General features: G+C 66.5%; 19 protein-coding genes. 10 read left to right on the top strand and 9 right to left on the bottom strand.

All coding sequences use genetic code 11. The features are described from left to right. The first annotated feature begins 17 nt into the window (after positions 1 to 17). The 4 genes from sigM (at position 18) to trxA (ending at position 3,111) form a co-directional block, all read left to right on the top strand. The gene (sigM, locus tag OG510_RS18560) at positions 18 to 731 is read left to right on the top strand and encodes an RNA polymerase sigma factor SigM (RefSeq protein WP_406138141.1); all 714 of its coding nucleotides are present in this window, start codon (positions 18 to 20) and stop codon (positions 729 to 731) included. Continuing rightward, on the top strand, positions 728 to 1,633 hold the full coding sequence (locus OG510_RS18555) for an anti-sigma factor family protein (protein ID WP_406138139.1): 906 nt from the start codon (positions 728 to 730) through the stop codon (positions 1,631 to 1,633). The genes sigM and OG510_RS18555 overlap by 4 nt, the downstream gene beginning before the upstream one ends. 106 nt (positions 1,634 to 1,739) lie before the next feature. Further along, entirely contained in the window at positions 1,740 to 2,714 is a 975-nt protein-coding gene (gene trxB, locus OG510_RS18550) for a thioredoxin-disulfide reductase (RefSeq protein ID WP_164258245.1), read from the top strand. A 49-nt stretch (positions 2,715 to 2,763) separates the two neighbouring features. Continuing rightward, positions 2,764 to 3,111, top strand: coding sequence for a thioredoxin (gene trxA, locus OG510_RS18545; protein WP_406142450.1), 348 nt, complete (start codon positions 2,764 to 2,766; stop codon positions 3,109 to 3,111). Positions 3,112 to 3,198: 87 nt separating this feature from the next. Here trxA and OG510_RS18540 read toward each other — a convergent pair whose 3' ends face one another. The 9 genes from OG510_RS18540 to rpmH all read right to left on the bottom strand — a co-directional run bounded on the left by OG510_RS18540 (position 3,199) and on the right by rpmH (position 10,073). Continuing rightward, entirely contained in the window at positions 3,199 to 3,816 is a 618-nt protein-coding gene (locus OG510_RS18540) for a GNAT family N-acetyltransferase (protein WP_406138138.1), read from the bottom strand. Positions 3,817 to 4,125: 309 nt separating this feature from the next. Beyond that, the gene (locus OG510_RS18535) at positions 4,126 to 5,229 is read right to left on the bottom strand and encodes a ParB/RepB/Spo0J family partition protein (RefSeq protein ID WP_406138137.1); all 1,104 of its coding nucleotides are present in this window, start codon (positions 5,227 to 5,229) and stop codon (positions 4,126 to 4,128) included. Then, positions 5,226 to 6,302, bottom strand: coding sequence for an AAA family ATPase (locus tag OG510_RS18530; protein ID WP_164258364.1), 1,077 nt, complete (start codon positions 6,300 to 6,302; stop codon positions 5,226 to 5,228). The genes OG510_RS18535 and OG510_RS18530 overlap by 4 nt, the downstream gene beginning before the upstream one ends. 250 nt (positions 6,303 to 6,552) lie before the next feature. After that, positions 6,553 to 7,269, bottom strand: coding sequence for a 16S rRNA (guanine(527)-N(7))-methyltransferase RsmG (gene rsmG / locus OG510_RS18525; RefSeq protein ID WP_371791453.1), 717 nt, complete (start codon positions 7,267 to 7,269; stop codon positions 6,553 to 6,555). Between the two features lie 105 nt (positions 7,270 to 7,374). Continuing rightward, entirely contained in the window at positions 7,375 to 7,887 is a 513-nt protein-coding gene (locus tag OG510_RS18520; RefSeq protein WP_266855226.1) for a R3H domain-containing nucleic acid-binding protein, read from the bottom strand. A gap of 15 nt (positions 7,888 to 7,902) precedes the next feature. Then, positions 7,903 to 9,216: a membrane protein insertase YidC gene (gene yidC / locus OG510_RS18515; RefSeq protein ID WP_406138135.1), complete on the bottom strand. Its 1,314-nt coding sequence runs from the start codon at positions 9,214 to 9,216 to the stop codon at positions 7,903 to 7,905. 3 nt (positions 9,217 to 9,219) lie between these two features. Continuing rightward, positions 9,220 to 9,549 (bottom strand): membrane protein insertion efficiency factor YidD, encoded by a 330-nt coding sequence (yidD, locus tag OG510_RS18510; protein ID WP_164258231.1) that lies wholly within the window; start codon positions 9,547 to 9,549, stop codon positions 9,220 to 9,222. Beyond that, entirely contained in the window at positions 9,546 to 9,917 is a 372-nt protein-coding gene (gene rnpA, locus OG510_RS18505) for a ribonuclease P protein component (protein WP_406138132.1), read from the bottom strand. The genes yidD and rnpA overlap by 4 nt, the downstream gene beginning before the upstream one ends. An 18-nt stretch (positions 9,918 to 9,935) precedes the next feature. Next, complete coding sequence (rpmH, locus tag OG510_RS18500; RefSeq protein ID WP_030990579.1) at positions 9,936 to 10,073, bottom strand: 50S ribosomal protein L34; 138 nt, start codon at positions 10,071 to 10,073, stop codon at positions 9,936 to 9,938. Positions 10,074 to 10,437: 364 nt separating this feature from the next. Here rpmH and dnaA point away from each other — a divergent pair, with 364 nt between their 5' ends. From dnaA to gyrB, 6 genes are all read left to right on the top strand, one after another. After that, positions 10,438 to 12,204 carry a chromosomal replication initiator protein DnaA gene (gene dnaA, locus OG510_RS18495; RefSeq protein WP_406138131.1) on the top strand — a complete coding sequence of 589 codons (1,767 nt, stop codon included), beginning with the start codon at positions 10,438 to 10,440 and terminating at the stop codon, positions 12,202 to 12,204. 850 nt (positions 12,205 to 13,054) lie between these two features. Beyond that, positions 13,055 to 14,185, top strand: coding sequence for a DNA polymerase III subunit beta (gene dnaN, locus OG510_RS18490; RefSeq protein WP_406138130.1), 1,131 nt, complete (start codon positions 13,055 to 13,057; stop codon positions 14,183 to 14,185). Between the two features lie 111 nt (positions 14,186 to 14,296). Further along, on the top strand, positions 14,297 to 15,175 hold the full coding sequence (gene gnd, locus OG510_RS18485) for a phosphogluconate dehydrogenase (NAD(+)-dependent, decarboxylating) (protein ID WP_164258223.1): 879 nt from the start codon (positions 14,297 to 14,299) through the stop codon (positions 15,173 to 15,175). Between the two features lie 31 nt (positions 15,176 to 15,206). Continuing rightward, positions 15,207 to 16,337, top strand: a complete 1,131-nt coding sequence (gene recF, locus OG510_RS18480; RefSeq protein WP_164258221.1) for a DNA replication/repair protein RecF — start codon at positions 15,207 to 15,209, stop codon at positions 16,335 to 16,337. Further along, a complete protein-coding gene (locus OG510_RS18475; RefSeq protein WP_406138128.1) occupies positions 16,334 to 16,936 on the top strand; it encodes a DUF721 domain-containing protein in 603 nt (200 codons plus the stop codon). Before recF ends, OG510_RS18475 begins: the two co-directional genes overlap by 4 nt. 362 nt (positions 16,937 to 17,298) lie before the next feature. After that, on the top strand, positions 17,299 to 19,362 hold the full coding sequence (gene gyrB, locus OG510_RS18470) for a DNA topoisomerase (ATP-hydrolyzing) subunit B (RefSeq protein ID WP_406138126.1): 2,064 nt from the start codon (positions 17,299 to 17,301) through the stop codon (positions 19,360 to 19,362). Positions 19,363 to 19,384 lie beyond the last annotated feature (22 nt).

Genomic DNA, 19,384 nt, shown 5'->3' with positions numbered 1-19,384 from the left:
AGGGGAGGGGCTCACCGTTGGACGACACAGCGCTCGGTACCGCCGACGACCAGGAGCTGCTGGACGCCCACGTCGCAGGCGACGCCGACGCCTTCGGTGAGCTGGTACGCCGCCACCGAGACCGGCTCTGGGCCGTGGCTCTGCGCACGCTCGGCGACCGCGAAGAGGCCGCCGACGCCGTTCAGGACGCGCTGGTATCCGCCTATCGGGCCGCCCATACGTTTCGTGGCCAGTCAGCTGTCACCACGTGGCTGCACCGCATCACGGTCAATGCCTGCCTCGATCGAGCCCGTAAAGCCGCGACACGCAAGACCTCACCCGTCGATGACACGGAACGCCTCGATCAGCTCCTCGAACCTCATGAGTCCGCCGAGGCGCCGGCAGAGCGTCAGGATCTGCACCGTGAACTGATCAAGGCCATGACCACCCTGCCCGCGGACCAGCGCGCCGCCCTGGTCCTCGTCGACATGCAGGGCTACCCGGTGGCGGAGGCCGCCCGGATCCTCGATGTGCCTACGGGCACCGTGAAGAGTCGTTGCGCACGCGGCCGGGCGAGACTCCTGCCCCTCCTCGCCCACCTACGCCCTCGGCCTGCGGAGACAGCAAACGAGACTCTGGCCGACAAGGGAAGGAACCGGAAGGCCGGAGCATCCGTCCCACCTGCGTCGAAACCGAAAGAGGCGGGACCACAGAATCCTGCTGCAGTGAAGGGCGGAGGTGGACGCGCATGACATCGACGGCCGACACGTCTCAGCATCCCGATACCGCGGAGATCGCCGATCTTGCTGAGGGTCTCCTTGCGCCATCTCGCGCAGAGGAAGTGCGGCAGCACATCGACGCCTGTTCACTCTGTTCCGATATCAGTGCCACTCTCCAAGACATTCAGGAGCTGCTGGCTACGACGCCGGCCCCCGCTCCGATGCCGGCCGACGTAGCTGAGCAGATCGACGCAGCGCTGGCCGCGGAGCCCGCGATCGGGGCCACTGCGCATGAAAGCGCGGCGCATGTTTCACGTGAAACAGCGCTCTCATCCCGGGGTACGGGGGTTGCGGAACCCATTCGCGGCAAACGCCCATCAGGCCGTCCACGTACCGCCACCGGCCCCGGGCGAGCCCGCACGGCCCGGCGACGTCATGTCGCTGCCCTCAGCGCGGCCTTCGGGGCGGCCGTCATCGGTATCGGTGTGTTCTTCCTGCAGTCGTCACCCGCCACGTCGGGCGGAGACACCAGCGCTGCGGAAAAGGCATCCAAGCGCGGGGGGACACCCGTCTTCGTCGATGCTGCCCTGCAGGGCCAGGTGCACTCCCTGCTCGCCTCGGATGCCACCGCGACGACGGTCGCCCCCCAGGAGAAGAAGACTCCATCGGTCCACATGGACTCCGGCCCGACAACGCTCAAGAACGGCCTCGATGTGGCCGTGCCGGCCTGCGTGGAGAAGGGCATAGGCCGCGAGGAAGGTCCGATCGCCGCACAGAAAGGCACCTACAAGGGCTCCGATGCCTTCCTCGTCGTGCTGCCGCACCCCACTGACTCCAGCCGGGTACAGGCTTATGTCGTCGACGCGGCCTGCGTCCACACCACACCGTCCGCTCGCGGCAAGGTGCTCCTGACCCGCGTCTATCCCCGCGGCTGACCCTTACGGGAATGCACGCCCCGTAGGATCCGTTGGGTGGGGTGAGAGTCCGCTGGACCTGGCCCCAGTCGGCAGCAAGCAGTCCGCAGAGACGAGGAAGAAACCCGTGAGCGACGTCCGTAACGTGATCATTATCGGCTCCGGGCCCGCCGGTTACACCGCCGCGCTCTACACCGCGCGCGCGTCACTGCAGCCGCTGGTCTTCGAAGGTGCAGTCACCGCTGGTGGTGCGCTCATGAACACCACCGAGGTGGAGAACTTCCCCGGATTCCAGGACGGCATCATGGGGCCCGACCTGATGGACAGCATGCGCGCCCAGGCGGAGCGCTTCGGTGCGGAGCTGGTCCCGGACGACATCGTGGCCGTCGATCTGACCGGCGAGATCAAGACCGTCACCGACACCGCCGGCACTGTGCACCGCGCGAAGGCCGTCATCGTCACGACCGGTTCGCAGCACCGCAAGCTGGGCCTGCCGAACGAGGACGCGCTCTCCGGACGCGGCGTCTCCTGGTGTGCCACCTGCGACGGTTTCTTCTTCAAGGACCAGGACATCGCCGTGGTGGGCGGCGGTGACACCGCGATGGAGGAGGCCACCTTCCTCTCCCGGTTCGCCAAGTCCGTCACCATCGTCCACCGCCGGGACACCTTGCGCGCCTCCAAGGCGATGCAGGAACGTGCCATCGCCGACCCGAAGATCAAGTTCGCCTGGGACAGCGAGGTGGCTGTGATCCACGGCGAGCAGAAGCTCTCCAGCCTGACCCTGCGCGACACCAAGACCGGAAAGACCTCCGAGCTGCCGGTGACGGGCCTGTTCATCGCTGTCGGCCACGACCCGCGTACCGAACTGTTCAAGGGCCAGCTGGACCTGGACGACGAGGGATATTTGCAGGTCGACGCGCCTTCGACCCGGACCAACCTCACGGGTGTCTTCGGCGCTGGTGACGTCGTTGACCACACCTACCGGCAGGCCATCACAGCTGCTGGGACAGGCTGCTCCGCCGCCCTCGACGCCGAGCGCTTCCTCTCGGCCCTCGCCGACAGCGAGAAGGCTGCAGAGCCCGAGAAGATCGCCAGCATCTGATCACCGCATTCCCCATCCCGAATACCCAGTGAAGAAAGAGGAGCCCGCCGTGGCCGGCACCCTGAAGAACGTGACTGACGACTCCTTCGAGCAGGACGTCCTCAAGAGCAGCAAGCCCGTACTGGTCGACTTCTGGGCCGCCTGGTGCGGTCCGTGCCGTCAGATCGCCCCGTCTCTCGAGGCAATCGCAGCCGAGTACGGCGACCAGATCGAGATCGTCAAGCTCAACATCGACGAGAACCCGGGCACTGCCGCGAAGTACGGCGTGATGTCCATTCCGACACTCAACGTCTACCAGGGCGGCGAGGTTGCCAAGACGATCGTCGGCGCCAAGCCCAAGGCCGCGATCGTTCGCGACCTGGAGAGCTTCATCGGCGATGAGGCCACCAAGTCCTGACGCACCTATGTTTCACGTGAAACAGGGGCCGCCCTCGAGAGGGCGGCCCCTGTTTTCGCATGAGGGCGGCTTCTGTGAGAGCCATCCTCACAGCGGACGCAGTACGGGGTCTTTCTTCACCGCGCCCAAGAGCCGGTCCAGGGCAAGCTCCACGTCCTCTTTCCAGGACAGGGTTGTACGCAACTCAAGTCGCAGCCTCGGGTAGTTCGGGTGCGGCCGGACCGTCTTGAATCCGACCGCCAGCAGATGATCCGCGGGGAGCAGACAAGCGGGCTCCTTCCACCGGGCATCGCCGAACACCTCGATCGCCTTGAAGTTCCTCCGCAGCAGATCCTTGGCCACGGTCTGCACCAGCACCCGCCCCAGCCCCTGTCCCTGATACGCAGGCGAGATCCACGCGGTTATCAGCTGCACGGCATCAGGCGAGACCGGACTCGTCGGAAAAGCCAGCGAACGTGGCACGTAGGCGGGCGGCGCATAGAGAACGAACCCCACCGGCACGTCATCGACATAGACGACGCGGCCGCAGGAACCCCACTCCAGCAGCACGGCCGAGATCCATGCTTCCTTCTCCAGCTCCGGCGTACCCGCCTTTACCGCGGCGTCCCCACTGACTGGATCGAGCTCCCAGAAGACACATGAACGGCAACGCCGGGGAAGGTCCGGAAGGTTGTCCAGCGTGAGCGGTACAAGCCGACGCCCCATGAACGGTGTTCCTCGCTTCCTTCACCCGCCGCTTCATAAGCGGCGCTGAGCACGCTCCACTCCCTGAGCAGGCTGCCGACGAAGCCGCCGACCACTCCTAGTCCCAGTCCAGCAGTCACCAGTCGGCTGCGGTTCACCGTTCGCATGGGCCCCTGCCCTCCCTGCGCGATGGATCAAGGTGGATGCGCCATACCAGAACGCATCGTATCCATCCCGGCGATCGGACGGATACCGTGAGAAAGCAAAGGGCGGGGCGTGTTCCGGCCTACCGGACACGCCCCGCCCTTCGAGTAAATCCCAGCCGCAGACTCAGCTCTCGTCCTCCTCGACGGCTTCGTCTGCCTGCTGCTTGTCCAGGACTCGGCCCTCGCCGGGAGCGAGCGAACCGAGAATCCGGTCCAGATCGTCCATCGAAGCGAACTCGACGACGATCTTCCCCTTCTTCTGCCCCAGATCGACCTTCACCCGCGTCTCGAAACGGTCCGAGAGCCGTGAGGCAAGGTCCGAGAGCGCCGGCGACACACGCGCTCCAGCCCGCGGTCCCTTGGCCTTCGGAGCGTTCTCCGGACGCGACTGCATCAGCGTGACGATCTCCTCGACCGCACGCACCGAAAGCCCCTCCGCCACAATGCGGTGCGCCAACCGGTCCTGCTCATCGGAATCGTCCACCGACAGCAGAGCCCGGGCATGCCCGGCGGACAGAACCCCAGCAGCAACCCTGCGCTGCACCGGAGGCGAGAGCCTCAGCAGCCGCAGGGTGTTGGACACCTGGGGCCGAGAGCGACCGATCCGGTCGGCAAGCTGATCGTGGGTGCAGTTGAAGTCCTTCAGCAACTGGTCGTAGGCCGCGGCCTCTTCCAGCGGGTTCAGCTGCGAGCGGTGAAGGTTCTCCAGCAGCGCGTCCAGGAGGAGCTTCTCGTCCTCTGTGGCCCGGACGATCGCCGGGATGCGCTCCAGACGTGCCTCACGGCAGGCCCGCCAGCGCCGTTCACCCATGATGAGCTCGAAGCGTTCGGCACCGGCCTGACGTACGACGACCGGCTGCAGAAGGCCCACCTCCTTGATGGAGGAGACAAGCTCAGCAAGAGCGTCGTCGTCGAACACTTCACGCGGCTGCCGCGGGTTCGGTGTGATCGCGTCCAGCGGCAGCTCGGCGAAGTAGGCCCCGGTGGAATCCGTCTGCTCCGCCACCGCTGCCGGTGCCGACTCCTGTGCAGGAACAGTGGGTTCCCGTGAAACCGCTCCGGTGGGCAGGGCTGCCAGCTTCGCCGCTGCCACACCCCGCTCCGCTGTCATCACGGGTGCGGCTCCCGAGGACGATGCCTCAGCACCTGCGAGCCCCACCTTCTCCTGCGGTGCGGCGGGGATCAGCGCACCGAGCCCACGTCCCAACCCCCTGCGTCGCTCACTCACTGGATCCCCTCCGACATGCTCTGCTGACTGTTCTGAATACCCGTATGCGCGTGCTGGCCGTCGTAGTGCACATCGACGCCGCGCAGCGCGATCTCACGGGCCGCTTCAAGATATGACAGCGAACCGCTGGACCCCGGGTCGTAGGTGAGGACCGTCTGCCCATAGCTCGGGGCCTCCGAGATACGAACCGACCGTGGAATGCTGGTCTTGAGGACCTCGCGGACGAAGTGACTGCGCACCTCGTCTGCCACCTGCGAGGCGAGACGCGTTCTGCCGTCGTACATGGTGAGCAGAATCGTCGACACATGAAGCTCAGGGTTGAGGTGCCCGCGAACCAGATCGACGTTCCGCAGCAGCTGGCCCAGTCCCTCAAGTGCGTAGTACTCACACTGAATCGGGATCAGCACCTCAGCGCCCGCCACCATCGCATTGACGGTCAGGAGGCCCAGAGACGGCGGGCAGTCGATGAGGATGTAGTCCAGCGGCTGTTCATACGCCTGGAGGGCTCGCTGCAGGCGGCTCTCCCGAGCCACCAGAGACACCAACTCGATCTCAGCGCCGGCGAGATCGATGGTGGCCGGGGCGCAGAAGAGGCCCTCAACGTCGGGAACGGGCTGGACCACCTCGGAGAGCGGCCGGCTCTCCACCAGAACGTCGTAGATCGATGGCACTTCGGAGTGGTGGTCAATCCCCAGCGCCGTGGAGGCGTTTCCCTGAGGATCCAGGTCAATCACCAGAACGCGCGCGCCATGCAGCGCGAGCGAGGCGGCAAGGTTGACCGTTGTTGTGGTCTTACCGACGCCGCCCTTCTGGTTGGCAACCACCATGACGCGCGTCTGCTCCGGCCGCGGCAGACCTTCTCCGGCCCGGCCGAGAGCTTCTACAGCCAGTTGGGCAGCGCGACCAATAGGGGTGTCGTCCATCGGCGGCGGTGTTTCACGTGAAACATCTTCTGCCGCCGACTCGGTACGGGGACCGGGGACCGGATCGGTCATCGGTCCCGCGATGTTGGCGTCGGACCGCAAGGATTCACTCTCCTCGACTTCAGGCTCGCAATGCACAGAGCCTGCCATGCTTTCGGGGTTGTGAACCAGCGAGGCATGTTCTTCTGTGGATGAATCCACCTTTGTGGACAACTCTGTGGCCCCAAAGGGCCTACGGTCACGCGGCGTGGAGGCCGCGCGACTGCGACTGATGATCCCATGCAGCAGAGAGCGACGTTTCACGTGAAACAAGATGCCCCTGCCGCCGCGTCACAACGTCACGACACTCCGAATTGCGCCTATTGAGCTGGTTTGGCGGTGTTGAGGGCTGCGCGATCACCTATCGACGTCGCCGGGTGCGGCTGACTCGAGCCGCCTTCGCTCGCTTCGCCGCGAAACGCACACCCCCGGGGCTCTCCCCCACCTCGACCCGAACCACAGTGGACAACGGATCAACGATCCCCTCTCCGACCTGAAGCACCGAGGTCTCGACGACACCCAGCTTGCTCAGTGCTGCCCGAGCGCCCTGAATTTCCTCTTCGGCCGTATCGCCCTTGAGGGCCAGCATCTCCCCGTACGGACGCAGCAGCGGCACACCCCACCCTGCTAGCCGGTCCAGCGGAGCGACCGCACGGGCTGTCACCACATGGACCGGTGGCAGCTTGCCCAGGACCTCTTCCGCCCGCCCCCTGACCACCGTGACATGGTCGAGCCCCAGCAGCTCCACAACCTCCTGCAGGAAATTGGTCCGCCGCAGCAGGGGCTCCAGCAACGTGATCTTCAGATCCCTGCGCACCAGGGCCAGCGGGATGCCCGGCAGTCCAGCACCGGAGCCCACATCGCAGACGGTCACTCCCTGAGGAACCACCTCTGACAGCACCGCACAGTTGAGCAGGTGCCGCTCCCAGAGCCTGGGCACCTCACGCGGGCCGATCAGCCCGCGCTTGACCCCCGCGTCCGCCAGCAGCTCCGCATACCGAACGACTTCTGGGAAGAACTCGCCGAAAACCGCATGCGCCACTTCCGGCGCCTGGGGGAGCTCCGCTGACTCCGTCACGGGGACCGTCCTTCCTTACCGCGATACCGCTTGGATGGCTGACAACAGGCTGACAAAGATCGGCCCCGCCTGCGAACAGACGGGGCCGACAGAACAGTGCACCGGTCAGGCCGGAAGCACAACAACGAAGCGCTGTGGCTCCTCGCCCTCGGACTCGCTGCGCAGCCCGGCGGCGGCGATCGCGTCGTGCACCACCTTGCGCTCGAACGGCGTCATCGGATCCAGTTTGACCGGCTCGCCGGAGCTCTTCACCTCGTCAGCAGCCTTGGCGCCCAGAGCGGCGAGCTCCTCACGCTTCTTCGCCCGGAAGCCCGCGATGTCCAGCATCAGCCGGCTGCGGTCCCCGGTCTCCCGGTGTACCGCGAGCCTGGTGAGCTCCTGGAGAGCCTCCAGCACCTCACCATCGCGTCCCACGAGCTTCTGAAGGTCGCGACTGCTCGCATCACTGATGATCGAGACCGCTGCACGGTCGGCCTCGACGTCCATATCGATGTCACCGTCGAGGTCCGCGATGTCGAGCAGACCCTCGAGGTAGTCAGCCGCGATCTCGCCTTCCTGCTCCAGCCGGCTCAGCGTGTCGCCCTCAGCGGCGGCGGAGGTGGTGGTGCCTTCCGTCACGGGATGGACTCCTTCTTACTTCTTGGACGGGTGCTTGGGGCGCTGCTGGCCCTTACGCTGCCCCGGCTTGGCTTGGCGTGCATTACGGGAAGCGGGCTTGGCATCCGGCTCGGAGTCCGCCTGCGGCTCGCTCTTGTCCAGCGAGGTCTTCTCGGAAGAATCACCGGTCGCCTTGGCGCCGCCGGGCTTCTCCGCCGCCTTCGCCCCACCGGGCTGCGCCTGGCCTGTCTGAGCAGCACCCGTCTGGCGCTTCGCCTTGGTCTGGCGCTTGGGCTGCTGACGCTTCGGCGCGGCCTCGGCCAGGCTCATGCCCTCGGCCTCGGCGGCCACAGCCGCGTCGCTCTTCTCCACGGTGCCGTCGGCCTGGGCCACGAGGCCGGACTTGCTCAGCGTGGTGATGAACTTACGCTCGGCGTCGTTGCGGTCCTTCGTCTCCTTGGACGCGATGCCCTTGATGATGTTGCGCTGGTGACGGGTACGCGTCGAACCGTGCGCGATGAGGTGCTTCTGCATCCGCTCCAGCAGTCCGGCCTGCGCCTGGCTGCCCGGCGTCGGGTTGCGGTGGATCACGAACATCTGCTGACCCATGGTCCACACGTTGGTGGTGAGCCAGTACACGAGGACACCGACGGGGAAGTTGACACCCATCACGGCGAACATCAGCGGGAAGACGTACATCAGCATCTTCTGCTGCTGCATGAACGGCGTCTTGACGGACATGTCGACGTTCTTCGTCATCAGCTGGCGCTGCGTGTAGAACTGCGACGCCGACATCATGATGATCATGACCGCGGTGACGATACGGACGTCGGTCAGCGTGGCGCCGAGCGCCGCGACCTTGTCCGAGCTGTCCATGAACTTCGCCGCAAGCGGAGCGCCGAAGATGTGCGCCTTCTGCGCGCTCTCCAGCAGCGGCTTGTCGATGTACCCCTTCGTCTGCCCGTTGGCGATGGCAGAGAGCACGTGGTACAGCGCGAAGAAGAACGGCGACTGGGCGATGATCGGCAGACACGAGGAGAGCGGGTTGGTGCCCGTCTCCTTGTACAGCTTCATCATCTCTTCGGACTGACGCTGCTTGTCGCTCTTGTAGCGCTCCTGGATCGCCTTCATCTTCGGCTGGAGCGCCTGCATGCCACGGGTCGACTTGATCTGCTTCACGAAGAGCGGGATCAGGCAGATCCGGATCAGGACCACCAGGGACACGATGGACAGGCCCCAGGCCCAGCCCGTGTCGGGACCGAAGATGGCTCCGTACAGCGAGTGGAACTGGACGATGACCCAGGAAACTGGGGTGGTGATAAAGCTGAACAGACTGGCAATCGTGTCCACTAATCAGGCTCCTTGAGCATTGGGCGAGGTCTCTGCGGCCGGGCCGGTCTCCTGACCGGAGTGCCCGCCCTTGCTTTTCCGCCACGCATTGCGCAGCAGTTCGTGCCAACGCGGACGTTTGCGCGGCGGAACGTGGTCCACGCCACCCGGCGACCAGGGGTTGCATCGCAGGATGCGCCAGGCCGTCAGTGCCGTTCCCTTCACCGCACCGTGCCGGTCGATAGCCGTATATCCGTAGTGGGAACACGACGGGTAGTACCTGCAGACAGGCCCGAGGAGCGGGCTGATCGTCCACTGGTACAACTTGATGAGAGCCAGCAGCGGGTACTTCATCGCGCGCCCCCTCCCAGTAGCCGCGCCAGGGCGGCGTCCAGGTCTCGGGCCAGGTGTGCATGGTCGGCGGTGCCCGCGCCGGGCAGCGCCCGTACGACAACCAGGCTACCGGGGGGCAGCTGAGGGAGCCGATCGCGCACCAGATGGCGAAGCTTCCGCTTCACTGCGGTGCGGACGACCGCTCCGCCCACTGCTTTGCTTACGACGAAACCCGCACGTGTCGGGGGAGTGCTCTCCCCAGGCACATGCGGGTCCGTTGTACCGCTGCGTAGATGGACGACGAGCAACGGGCGACCGGCTCGGCGCCCTCGTCGTACTGCGGCTGCGAAGTCCTCGCGCCGCCTCAGCCGATTCTCGGTAGGCAGCACGTCATGACCTGTACGAGATCAGGCGGACAGGCGGGAGCGACCCTTGCCACGGCGGGTCGCCAGAATGGCGCGACCGGCACGCGTACGCATACGGAGACGGAAACCGTGGGTCTTGGCGCGACGACGGTTGTTCGGCTGGAAGGTGCGCTTGCTCACTCGGGGGCTCCAGAAATGAATCGGGTGATGGCGGGACATCGCCTGGCTGTCACCGTGCGCCCACGAGTAGCTCGCGAATACGCCCGTGTGCACCGCTTCACGACCACAGATCGTGATCATTGCCCATCGGAGGCAGGCGGCAGCAGCCATCGACAACTCGACCTGGTCACGGTACGCGCGACTACGCCATCCGGTCAAACCGGCCCTTACGGCGGCCCCCACTGTGCACAGGCTGTGGACAACAACTTGAACCGCGTGGGTCGCCCTGACTACCTTGGCGGAACTCCCAAGTCTTTTTCCTGCCTGTCTTCACCCCCCGTCCCGAGAACCACACATTCGTGGGACCTGCGAGAGAGCGTGCCCCGTGGCTGACGTACCTGCCGATCTTGCCGCAGTGTGGCCACGAGTCCTCGAACGTCTCCTCGGCGAGGGCCAGCAAAATATCGAGCCCAAGGACAAGCAGTGGATCGAGCGCTGTCAGCCGCTGGCTCTCGTGGCGGACACCGCTCTTCTCGCCGTCCCCAATGAATGGGGCAAGCGCGTCCTCGAAGGCCGGCTGGCCCCCCTCATCAGTGAGACGCTGAGTCACGAATGCGGCCGCCCGATCCGGATCGCCATCACGGTGGACGACAGCATCGGTGATCCCTCGCAGCCGGCCCCGCCGATGCAACAACAGCAGCCGATGCAGCAACAGCAGCCCCGCTATCAGCACCCGCAGCACGACGAACCGCGGCACGGCGACACCTACGACGGATACAGCCACCGCCCTTCCGACGACGGGATGCCGACGGCCCGGCCCGCCTACCCGGACTATCAGCAGCAGCGCCCCGACCCCGGCGCCTGGCCGCGCACCCAGGAGGACCTCTCCTGGCAGCAGCCCAGGCTCGGCGGCTTCCAGGAGCGCGACCCCTATACCGGCCCGCGCTCCCAGCCGCAGCACGACTACCGGCAGCAAGACCGCCAGCAGTACGAGCAGCAGCGCCCCGAACGTCATGATCTCCGCGACCCCCAGTCGTCGCAGCGCCACCTGCCGGCGCCCAGCGGAGCGCCGGGGCCACTGGCCGCACAGCCCGCTCCGGCGCCCGGCCCGGGTGAGCCGCAGGCACGGCTGAACCCCAAGTACCTCTTCGACACCTTCGTCATCGGCGCGTCGAACCGCTTCGCGCACGCGGCCGCCGTCGCTGTCGCCGAGGCACCGGCCAAGGCGTACAACCCGCTGTTCATCTATGGGGAGTCCGGTCTCGGCAAGACCCACCTGCTGCATGCCATCGGGCATTACGCGCGGAGCCTCTACCCGGGGACCCGGGTGCGGTACGTGAGCTCGGAGGAGTTCACCAACGAGTTCATCAACTCGATCCGTGACGGCAAGGGCGACACCTTCCGCAAGCGATACCGCGATGTCGACATCCTCCTCGTCGACGACATCCAGTTCCTGGCGAGCAAGGAGTCGACGCAGGAGGAGTTCTTCCACACCTTCAACACGCTGCACAACGCCAACAAGCAGATCGTGCTCTCCTCCGACCGGCCGCCCAAGCAGCTGGTGACCCTGGAGGACAGGCTGCGCAACCGGTTCGAGTGGGGACTCACCACCGATGTGCAGCCGCCGGAGCTGGAGACGCGGATCGCGATCCTCCGCAAGAAGGCGGTCCAGGAGCAGCTCAACGCCCCGCCGGAGGTACTCGAGTTCATCGCCTCCCGAATCTCGCGCAACATCCGCGAGCTGGAGGGGGCGCTGATCCGCGTGACGGCGTTCGCCTCGCTCAACCGCCAGCCGGTCGATCTCGGGCTCACCGAGATCGTGCTGAAGGACCTGATCCCCGGCGGTGAGGACGCGGCCCCGGAAATCACCGCGAGCGCCATCATGGCGGCGACGGCCGACTACTTCGGGCTGACCATCGAGGACCTCTGCGGATCCTCGCGCAGCCGTGTGCTGGTGACGGCACGACAGATCGCCATGTACCTCTGCCGTGAACTCACGGACCTCTCACTGCCCAAGATCGGGGCGCAGTTCGGCGGCCGGGACCATACGACAGTGATGCACGCGGACCGGAAGATCCGGGCGCTGATGGCCGAGCGCCGTTCCATCTACAACCAGGTCACGGAGCTCACCAACCGCATCAAGAACGGCTGACCTGGCGGCTTTCAGCACCGCTTCCAGCACCTTCGGAGGGCGCCCCGGGACTCGAGTCCCGGGGCGCCCTCCGCCGTTCCGCACCGTTCGCCGTGTGTTCCGCGGGCCGACGCTGTTCGAATACCGGGCCGCACGCGTATGTTCTCCACAGAATTGGGGGTGGTGGGCCGTCCACACCCTGGGGACTGATCAGTTGTCCAGATTGTGTCCACAGGGGCGGCGCCTGAGACTTCATCAGGCCAGGTCAGACGGTTGTGGATTTGTGGCCAACCACCGTCCACAGCCTGTGGACGGATTTTTCTTCCACAGCCCTGGGGATTCGTTGTCCACCGGCGGCCCACAGGCAGGGCCCCGTTGTCCCCAGCTTCTCCACACCCTTGTCCACTGTTCGGCAACGAAACACCCGCGGTCACCGGGTCGAGTGAAAGCCGTCACACCGAGGTGGTTGGTTGGGCTGTGGGCAAGGTGGGTAAAGCTGGGGACGGAGCTGGGGAGAAGTGGCCCTCTCCTGTGCACCGGGTGTGCAGAACTTTTCGCCGTCCACAGAGCCGGGCACTTTTCCACCGGCTCCGCCCACAGGCGCGGTGGACAAAAAAGCGCCTCTGAGCTGGGCAAACGGGGTTATCCACGGTTTCCACAGCCCCTACTACTACTGCCCCCTAGAGTTACCGGGGAATTGGCTTCGAAGTGGGCGCTGTGCACAACTTGCCGCCGGAGCCCCGGGTGCCGCTCGGCACGACTTGACCCCGACGCGCACCGACTGTCGGCGGCGTACGTCAGACTGGTCCCCGGCGAGAAGCCGACGACGAAGGCCAGCAGGGCGAGCGAGCAACAGCAGGAGGCGGTTCCGGTGAAGATCCGGGTGGAGCGCGATGTACTCGCGGAGGCGGTGGCCTGGGCGGCCCGCAGCCTTCCGGCCCGTCCGCCGGTGCCCGTTCTTGCGGGCCTGCTGCTCAAGGGCGAGGAAGGCGCACTGAGCCTCTCCGGCTTCGACTACGAGGTCTCGGCGCGGGTCTCGGTGGACGCGGAGATCGAGGAGCAGGGCACCGTCCTCGTCTCGGGCCGGCTGCTCGCCGACATCTGCCGCTCCCTCCCCAACCGTCCGGTGGAGATCTCCACGGACGGGGTCAGGGCGACCGTCGTCTGCGGCTCTTCCCGGTTCACACTCCACACACTCCCTGTGGAGGAGTACCCGGCGCTGCCGCAGATGCCGACCGCGACGGGCACCGTCCCCGGTGAGGTCTTCGCCTCCGCCGCGGCCCAGGTGGCCATCGCGGCGGGCCGTGACGACACGCTTCCTGTCCTCACCGGCGTACGGATCGAGATCGAGGGTGACCGGGTCACCCTGGCGTCCACCGACCGCTACCGCTTCGCGGTCCGCGAGTTCCTGTGGAAGCCGGAGGACCCGGAGGCGTCCGCGGTCGCGCTGGTGCCCGCCAAGACGCTCCTGGACACCGCCAAGTCGTTGACCAGCGGTGACACCGTGACGCTCGCACTGTCCGGGTCCGGCGCCGGCGAGGGTCTGATCGGTTTCGAGGGCGCGGGCCGGCGTACGACCACGCGGCTGCTCGAAGGTGACCTGCCGAAGTACCGGACGCTCTTCCCGACCGAGTTCAACTCGATCGCCGTGATCGAGACGCCCGCGTTCGTCGAGGCCGTCAAGCGTGTCTCCCTCGTCGCCGAGCGGAACACCCCGGTGCGGCTCAGCTTCGAGCAGGGCGTGCTGATCCTGGAGGCCGGATCGAGCGACGACGCACAGGCTGTGGAGCGGGTGGACGCCAAGCTCGACGGCGACGACATCTCGATCGCCTTCAACCCGACCTTCCTGCTGGACGGTCTGAGCGCGATCGACTCCCCCGTCGCCCAGCTCTCCTTCACGACGTCGACCAAGCCCGCGCTGCTCAGCGGCCGGCCCGCTCTCGACGCCGAGGCCGACGACGCCTACAAGTACCTGATCATGCCGGTGCGGCTGTCGGGCTGAGCCGGTTCGCGGCCGTACGTCTGAGCGGCTTACCCCGCAGGTGTGTCCCCGTGTCCCGGCGTACGCTCGGACGCGGGTACGAAACGCCACCACGTCACTAAGGATCTTCTGATGGAGCTCGGTCTCGTCGGCCTCGGCAAGATGGGCGGGAACATGCGCGAGCGCATCCGCCGCGCTGGCCACACCGTCATCGGTTACGACCGCAACGCGGACGTTGCCGATGTCCACAGCCTGGAAGAGCTTGTGGGCAAGCTCAAGGGCCCCCGCGTCGTGTGGGTCATGGTCCCGGCAGGTGCCGCGACCCAGTCCACCGTCGACGAGCTGGCCGACCTGCTGTCACCGGGCGATGTGGTCGTCGACGGCGGGAACTCGCGCTGGACCGATGACGAGAAGCACGCGGTCGAGCTGGGCATCAAGGGCATCGGCTTCGTCGACTGCGGTGTCTCCGGTGGCGTCTGGGGCCTGGAGAACGGCTATGCGCTGATGTACGGCGGCGACGCCGAGAACGTCGCGAAGGTGCAGCCGGTCTTCGACGCCCTCAAGCCCGAGGGCGAGTTCGGCTCGGTCCACGCGGGCAAGGTCGGCGCCGGCCACTTCGCCAAGATGGTCCACAACGGCATCGAGTACGCCATGATGCAGGCGTACGCCGAGGGCTGGGAGCTCCTGGAGAAGGTCGACTCCGTCACCGATGTGCGCGAGGTCTTCCGCTCCTGGCAGGAAGGCACGGTCATCCGTTCCTGGCTGCTCGACCTCGCGGTCAACGCCCTGGACGACGACGAGCACCTCGACCAGCTCCGTGGTTTCGCCGCCGATTCGGGCGAAGGACGCTGGACGGTCGAAGCGGCCATCGACAACGCGGTTCCGCTGCCCGCGATCACCGCGTCGCTCTTCGCCCGCTTCGCTTCGCGCCAGGACGACTCTCCGCAGATGAAGATGATCGCCGCGCTGCGCAACCAGTTCGGTGGCCACGCGGTCGAGAACAAGAAGTAAGCCAGCAGCGGGGGAAGGTCGGCGCACGGTCATGCATGTCACGCATCTGTCGCTGGCCGACTTCCGCTCGTACGCCCGGGTCGAGGTGCCTCTCGATCCGGGCGTCACTGCGTTCGTGGGGGCCAACGGCCAGGGCAAGACGAACCTCGTCGAGGCGGTCGGCTATCTGGCGACGCTCGGCAGCCACCGGGTGTCCTCCGATGCGCCGCTGGTACGGATGGGCGCCGAGCGGGCGGTGATCCGGGCCGCGGTCACCCAGGGCGAGCGGTCTCAGCTCGTGGAGCTCGAACTCAATCCGGGCCGTGCCAACAGGGCTCGGATCAACAGATCTTCGCAGGTCAAGCCGCGCGATGTGCTGGGCATCATCAGGACCGTGCTCTTCGCGCCCGAGGATCTGGCCCTGATCAAGGGCGACCCGGGTGAGCGCCGGCGGTTTCTGGATGAGCTGATCACGGCGCGTTCGCCACGGATGGCCGGTGTGCGCTCCGACTACGAGCGAGTGCTGAAGCAGCGCAACACCCTGCTGAAGTCCGCGGCGATGGCCCGCAGGCACGGCGGCAGGTCGATGGACATGTCCACACTCGATGTGTGGGACCAGCATCTGGGGCGGGTGGGCGCCGAGTTGCTGGCTCAGCGGCTCGATCTGATCGCGGCGTTGCAGCCGCTGGCCGACAAGGCGTACGAGCAGGTGGCGCCGGGCGGCGGTCCGGTGGTGCTGGAGTACCGGAGCTCGCTGGGTGAGGGGATCGAGGCGGCTCAGTCGAAGGACGAGCTGTACGAGCAGCTGATCTCCGCGCTGGTGGAGGTACGCAAGCAGGAGATCGAGCGGGGAGTGACTCTGGTCGGTCCGCACCGTGACGACCTGGTGCTGAAGCTCGGTCGGCTGCCCGCCAAGGGGTATGCGAGCCACGGCGAGTCCTGGTCGTACGCGCTGGCGCTGCGGCTGGCGTCGTACGACCTGCTGCGGACCGAGGGCAATGAGCCGGTGCTGGTGCTGGACGACGTCTTCGCGGAGCTGGATGTGCGGCGCAGGGAGCGGCTTGCCGAACTGGTGGCGCCGGGGGAACAGGTACTGGTGACGGCGGCGGTGGACGACGATGTGCCGGGTGTTCTCGCGGGCGTGCGGTTCGCGGTCTCGGAGGGCGCGGTGGACCGGGTATGACCGGGGCACCCCTCCCGGGCGAGGACAGCGGCGGACCGTCTCGCGGTTCCGAGGCGTCGCCCGCTTCCGGACTTCCGGGTCCCGAGCAGGCCAAGGTCCCCGAGTCATCCGGTATCGACCTGGCGCGAGTCGCGCTTCGGGCGGCCAAGGAGCAGGCGAAGGCCCGGGGGGCGGCCGCACAGCAGAAGAAGCAGGCCAAGCGTGGCGGACTGCGCTCGGGTGCGCGGGCGGACGGGCGCGACCCTCTGCCGCTGGGCGCCGCGATCAACCGGCTGATCACTGAGCGTGGCTGGGAGACACCGGCCGCGGTGGGCGGGGTGATGGGCCGCTGGCCGCAGATCGTGGGCGAGGATCTCGCGAACCACTGTGTCCCCCAGCGCTACGACGAGGACGCCCGCGTACTGACCGTCCAGTGTGATTCGACGGCCTGGGCGACACAGCTGAGGCTGCTGGCCCCGCAACTGGTGGCCCGGCTGAACGCTGATCTGGGGCACGGCACGGTGAAGCTGCTGAAGGTTCTTGGCCCGGGCGGGCCGCCCCGGCGTTTCGGTCCGCTACGGGCGCCCGGGAGCAAGGGGCCCGGCGACACGTACGGATGATGCCAGTGAGCTGTCCTTGATGGCGTTCTGTGCCAGGAGCCCGTGTGAATTCGACCGGAATGTGTGCTGTTTCACGTGAAACAGCACACAGTGGGGTTGTGCGGCATGGAGGACCACCCGAAGAGCGTCCCTCACCGTAGTGGGAGGTTGACAGCCCGAGGCGCTGAAAGCCCGTGTGAGCCTCTTGGAGCCCCTTCCTGGATATGGGGAGTCGTTCGGCGCCGGTTCAGGGCGGCACATGTGGACTCAGGTACCGGCAAACCCCCATTGATGTCTGCGCTACCGGTAGACTGAGAGACAATCCCGCCACTCGCGGAACATGTCGAACGACGCAGCCGCTCCTGCCTGCCCTGGAGAGGCCTGTGCTGTGCCAGAAAGGGCGCTTCGTGGCCGATTCCGGCAACCCCAATGAGATCCCCCCGTCCACTGTCGGTGAGAACGGCGAGGTAACCGCCTCGTACGACGCCAGCGCGATCACTGTCCTTGAGGGGCTGGACGCGGTCCGCAAGCGGCCCGGCATGTACATCGGCTCGACCGGTGAGCGCGGACTCCATCATCTGGTGTACGAGGTCGTCGACAACTCCGTCGACGAGGCCCTGGCCGGGCACGCGGACACCATCGATGTCACGATCCTTGCCGATGGCGGGGTGCGCGTGGTCGACAATGGCCGCGGTATCCCGGTCGACATCGTGCCCTCGGAGAACAAGCCTGCCGTCGAGGTCGTGCTGACCGTGCTGCACGCCGGCGGCAAGTTCGGCGGCGGCGGTTACGCCGTCTCCGGTGGTCTGCACGGTGTGGGTGTGTCTGTCGTCAACGCGCTCTCCGCCAAGGTCGCGGTGGACGTCAAGCGTGACGGCTACCGCTGGACGCAGGACTACAAGCTCGGTGTCCCGACGGCGCCGCTGGCCCGTAACGGGGCGACGGAGGAAAGCGGCACCACCGTCACTTTCTGGGCCGACGGGGATATCTTCGAGACGACCGAGTACTCCTTCGAGACGCTGTCGCGGCGTTTCCAGGAGATGGCGTTCCTCAACAAGGGCCTCACCCTGACGCTGACCGACGAGCGCGAGTCGGCGAAGGCCACCGCGGGCGCGGACACCGTGGGCGAGGTCGCGGAGGAAGAACAGGTCCGCACCGTCACGTACCACTACGAGGGCGGCATCGTCGACTTCGTGAAGTACCTCAACTCGCGCAAGGGTGAGCTCATCCACCCGACCGTGATCGATGTCGAGGCCGAGGACAAGGAGCGTCTCCTCTCGGCCGAGATCGCGATGCAGTGGAACTCGCAGTACAGCGAGGGTGTGTACTCCTTCGCGAACACGATCCACACGCATGAGGGCGGGACCCACGAAGAGGGCTTCCGGGCCGCGCTGACGGGCCTGGTCAACCGGTACGCGCGCGAGAAGAAGCTGCTGCGCGAGAAGGACGACAACCTCTCCGGCGAGGACATCCGCGAGGGCCTGACGGCGATCATCTCGGTGAAGCTGGGCGAGCCGCAGTTCGAGGGCCAGACGAAGACCAAGCTGGGCAACACGGAGGCGAAGACCTTCGTGCAGAAGGTCGTCTACGAGCACCTCACGGACTGGTTCGACCGGAACCCGAACGAGGCCGTGGACATCATCCGCAAGGCCATCCAGGCACAGACGGCCCGGGTCGCGGCGCGTAAGGCACGTGACCTGACCCGGCGGAAGGGCCTGCTGGAGAGCGCCTCGCTGCCGGGCAAGCTGAGCGACTGCCAGTCCAACGACCCGACGAAGTGCGAGATCTTCATCGTCGAGGGTGACTCCGCCGGTGGTTCGGCGAAGTCTGGGCGTAACCCGATGTACCAGGCGATCCTGCCGATCCGAGGCAAGATCCTGAACGTCGAGAAGGCGCGGATCGACAAGATCCTCCAGAACACCGAGGTCCAGGCGCTGATCTCGGCGTTCGGCACCGGGGTCCACGAGGACTTCGACATCGAGAAGCTCCGCTATCACAAGATCATTCTCATGGCGGATGCCGATGTCGACGGTCAGCACATCAACACGCTGCTTCTGACGTTCCTCTTCCGGTTCATGCGGCCGCTGGTCGAGGCCGGGCACGTCTATCTGTCGCGCCCCCCGCTGTTCAAGATCAAGTGGGGCCGGGACGACTTCGAGTACGCGTACTCGGACACGGAGCGGGATGCTCTGGTCGAGCTCGGCAAGCGGAGCGGCAAGCGGGTCAGGGACGACTCGATCCAGCGATTCAAGGGTCTCGGTGAGATGAACGCCGAGGAGCTGCGCATCACCACGATGGACGTGGACCACCGGGTGCTCGGCCAGGTGACTCTGGACGACGCGGCACAGGCCGACGATCTGTTCTCGGTGCTGATGGGCGAGGACGTCGAGGCGCGGCGCTCGTTCATCCAGCGCAACGCCAAGGACGTTCGGTTCCTCGACATCTGAGTCGGTCTTGGCTGACCGCACT

It is taken from the genome of Streptomyces sp. NBC_01089, assembly GCF_045162975.1.
Lineage (GTDB): Bacteria > Actinomycetota > Actinomycetes > Streptomycetales > Streptomycetaceae > Streptomyces.
This window is presented reverse-complemented; position numbering and strand designations above follow the sequence as displayed.

Bases quoted from the DNA above. Each gene is read 5' to 3' on its own strand.
- OG510_RS18475 (WP_406138128.1), top strand. From the start codon at position 16,334: ATGACCGGGGCACCCCTCCCGGGCGAGGACAGCGGCGGACCGTCTCGC.
- OG510_RS18540 (WP_406138138.1), bottom strand. From the start codon at position 3,816: ATGGGGCGTCGGCTTGTACCGCTCACGCTGGACAACCTTCCGGACCTT.
- OG510_RS18530 (WP_164258364.1), bottom strand. From the start codon at position 6,302: ATGGCAGGCTCTGTGCATTGCGAGCCTGAAGTCGAGGAGAGTGAATCC.
- recF (WP_164258221.1), top strand. From the start codon at position 15,207: ATGCATGTCACGCATCTGTCGCTGGCCGACTTCCGCTCGTACGCCCGG.
- OG510_RS18555 (WP_406138139.1), top strand. From the start codon at position 728: ATGACATCGACGGCCGACACGTCTCAGCATCCCGATACCGCGGAGATC.
- gnd (WP_164258223.1), top strand. From the start codon at position 14,297: ATGGAGCTCGGTCTCGTCGGCCTCGGCAAGATGGGCGGGAACATGCGC.
- yidD (WP_164258231.1), bottom strand. From the start codon at position 9,549: ATGAAGTACCCGCTGCTGGCTCTCATCAAGTTGTACCAGTGGACGATC.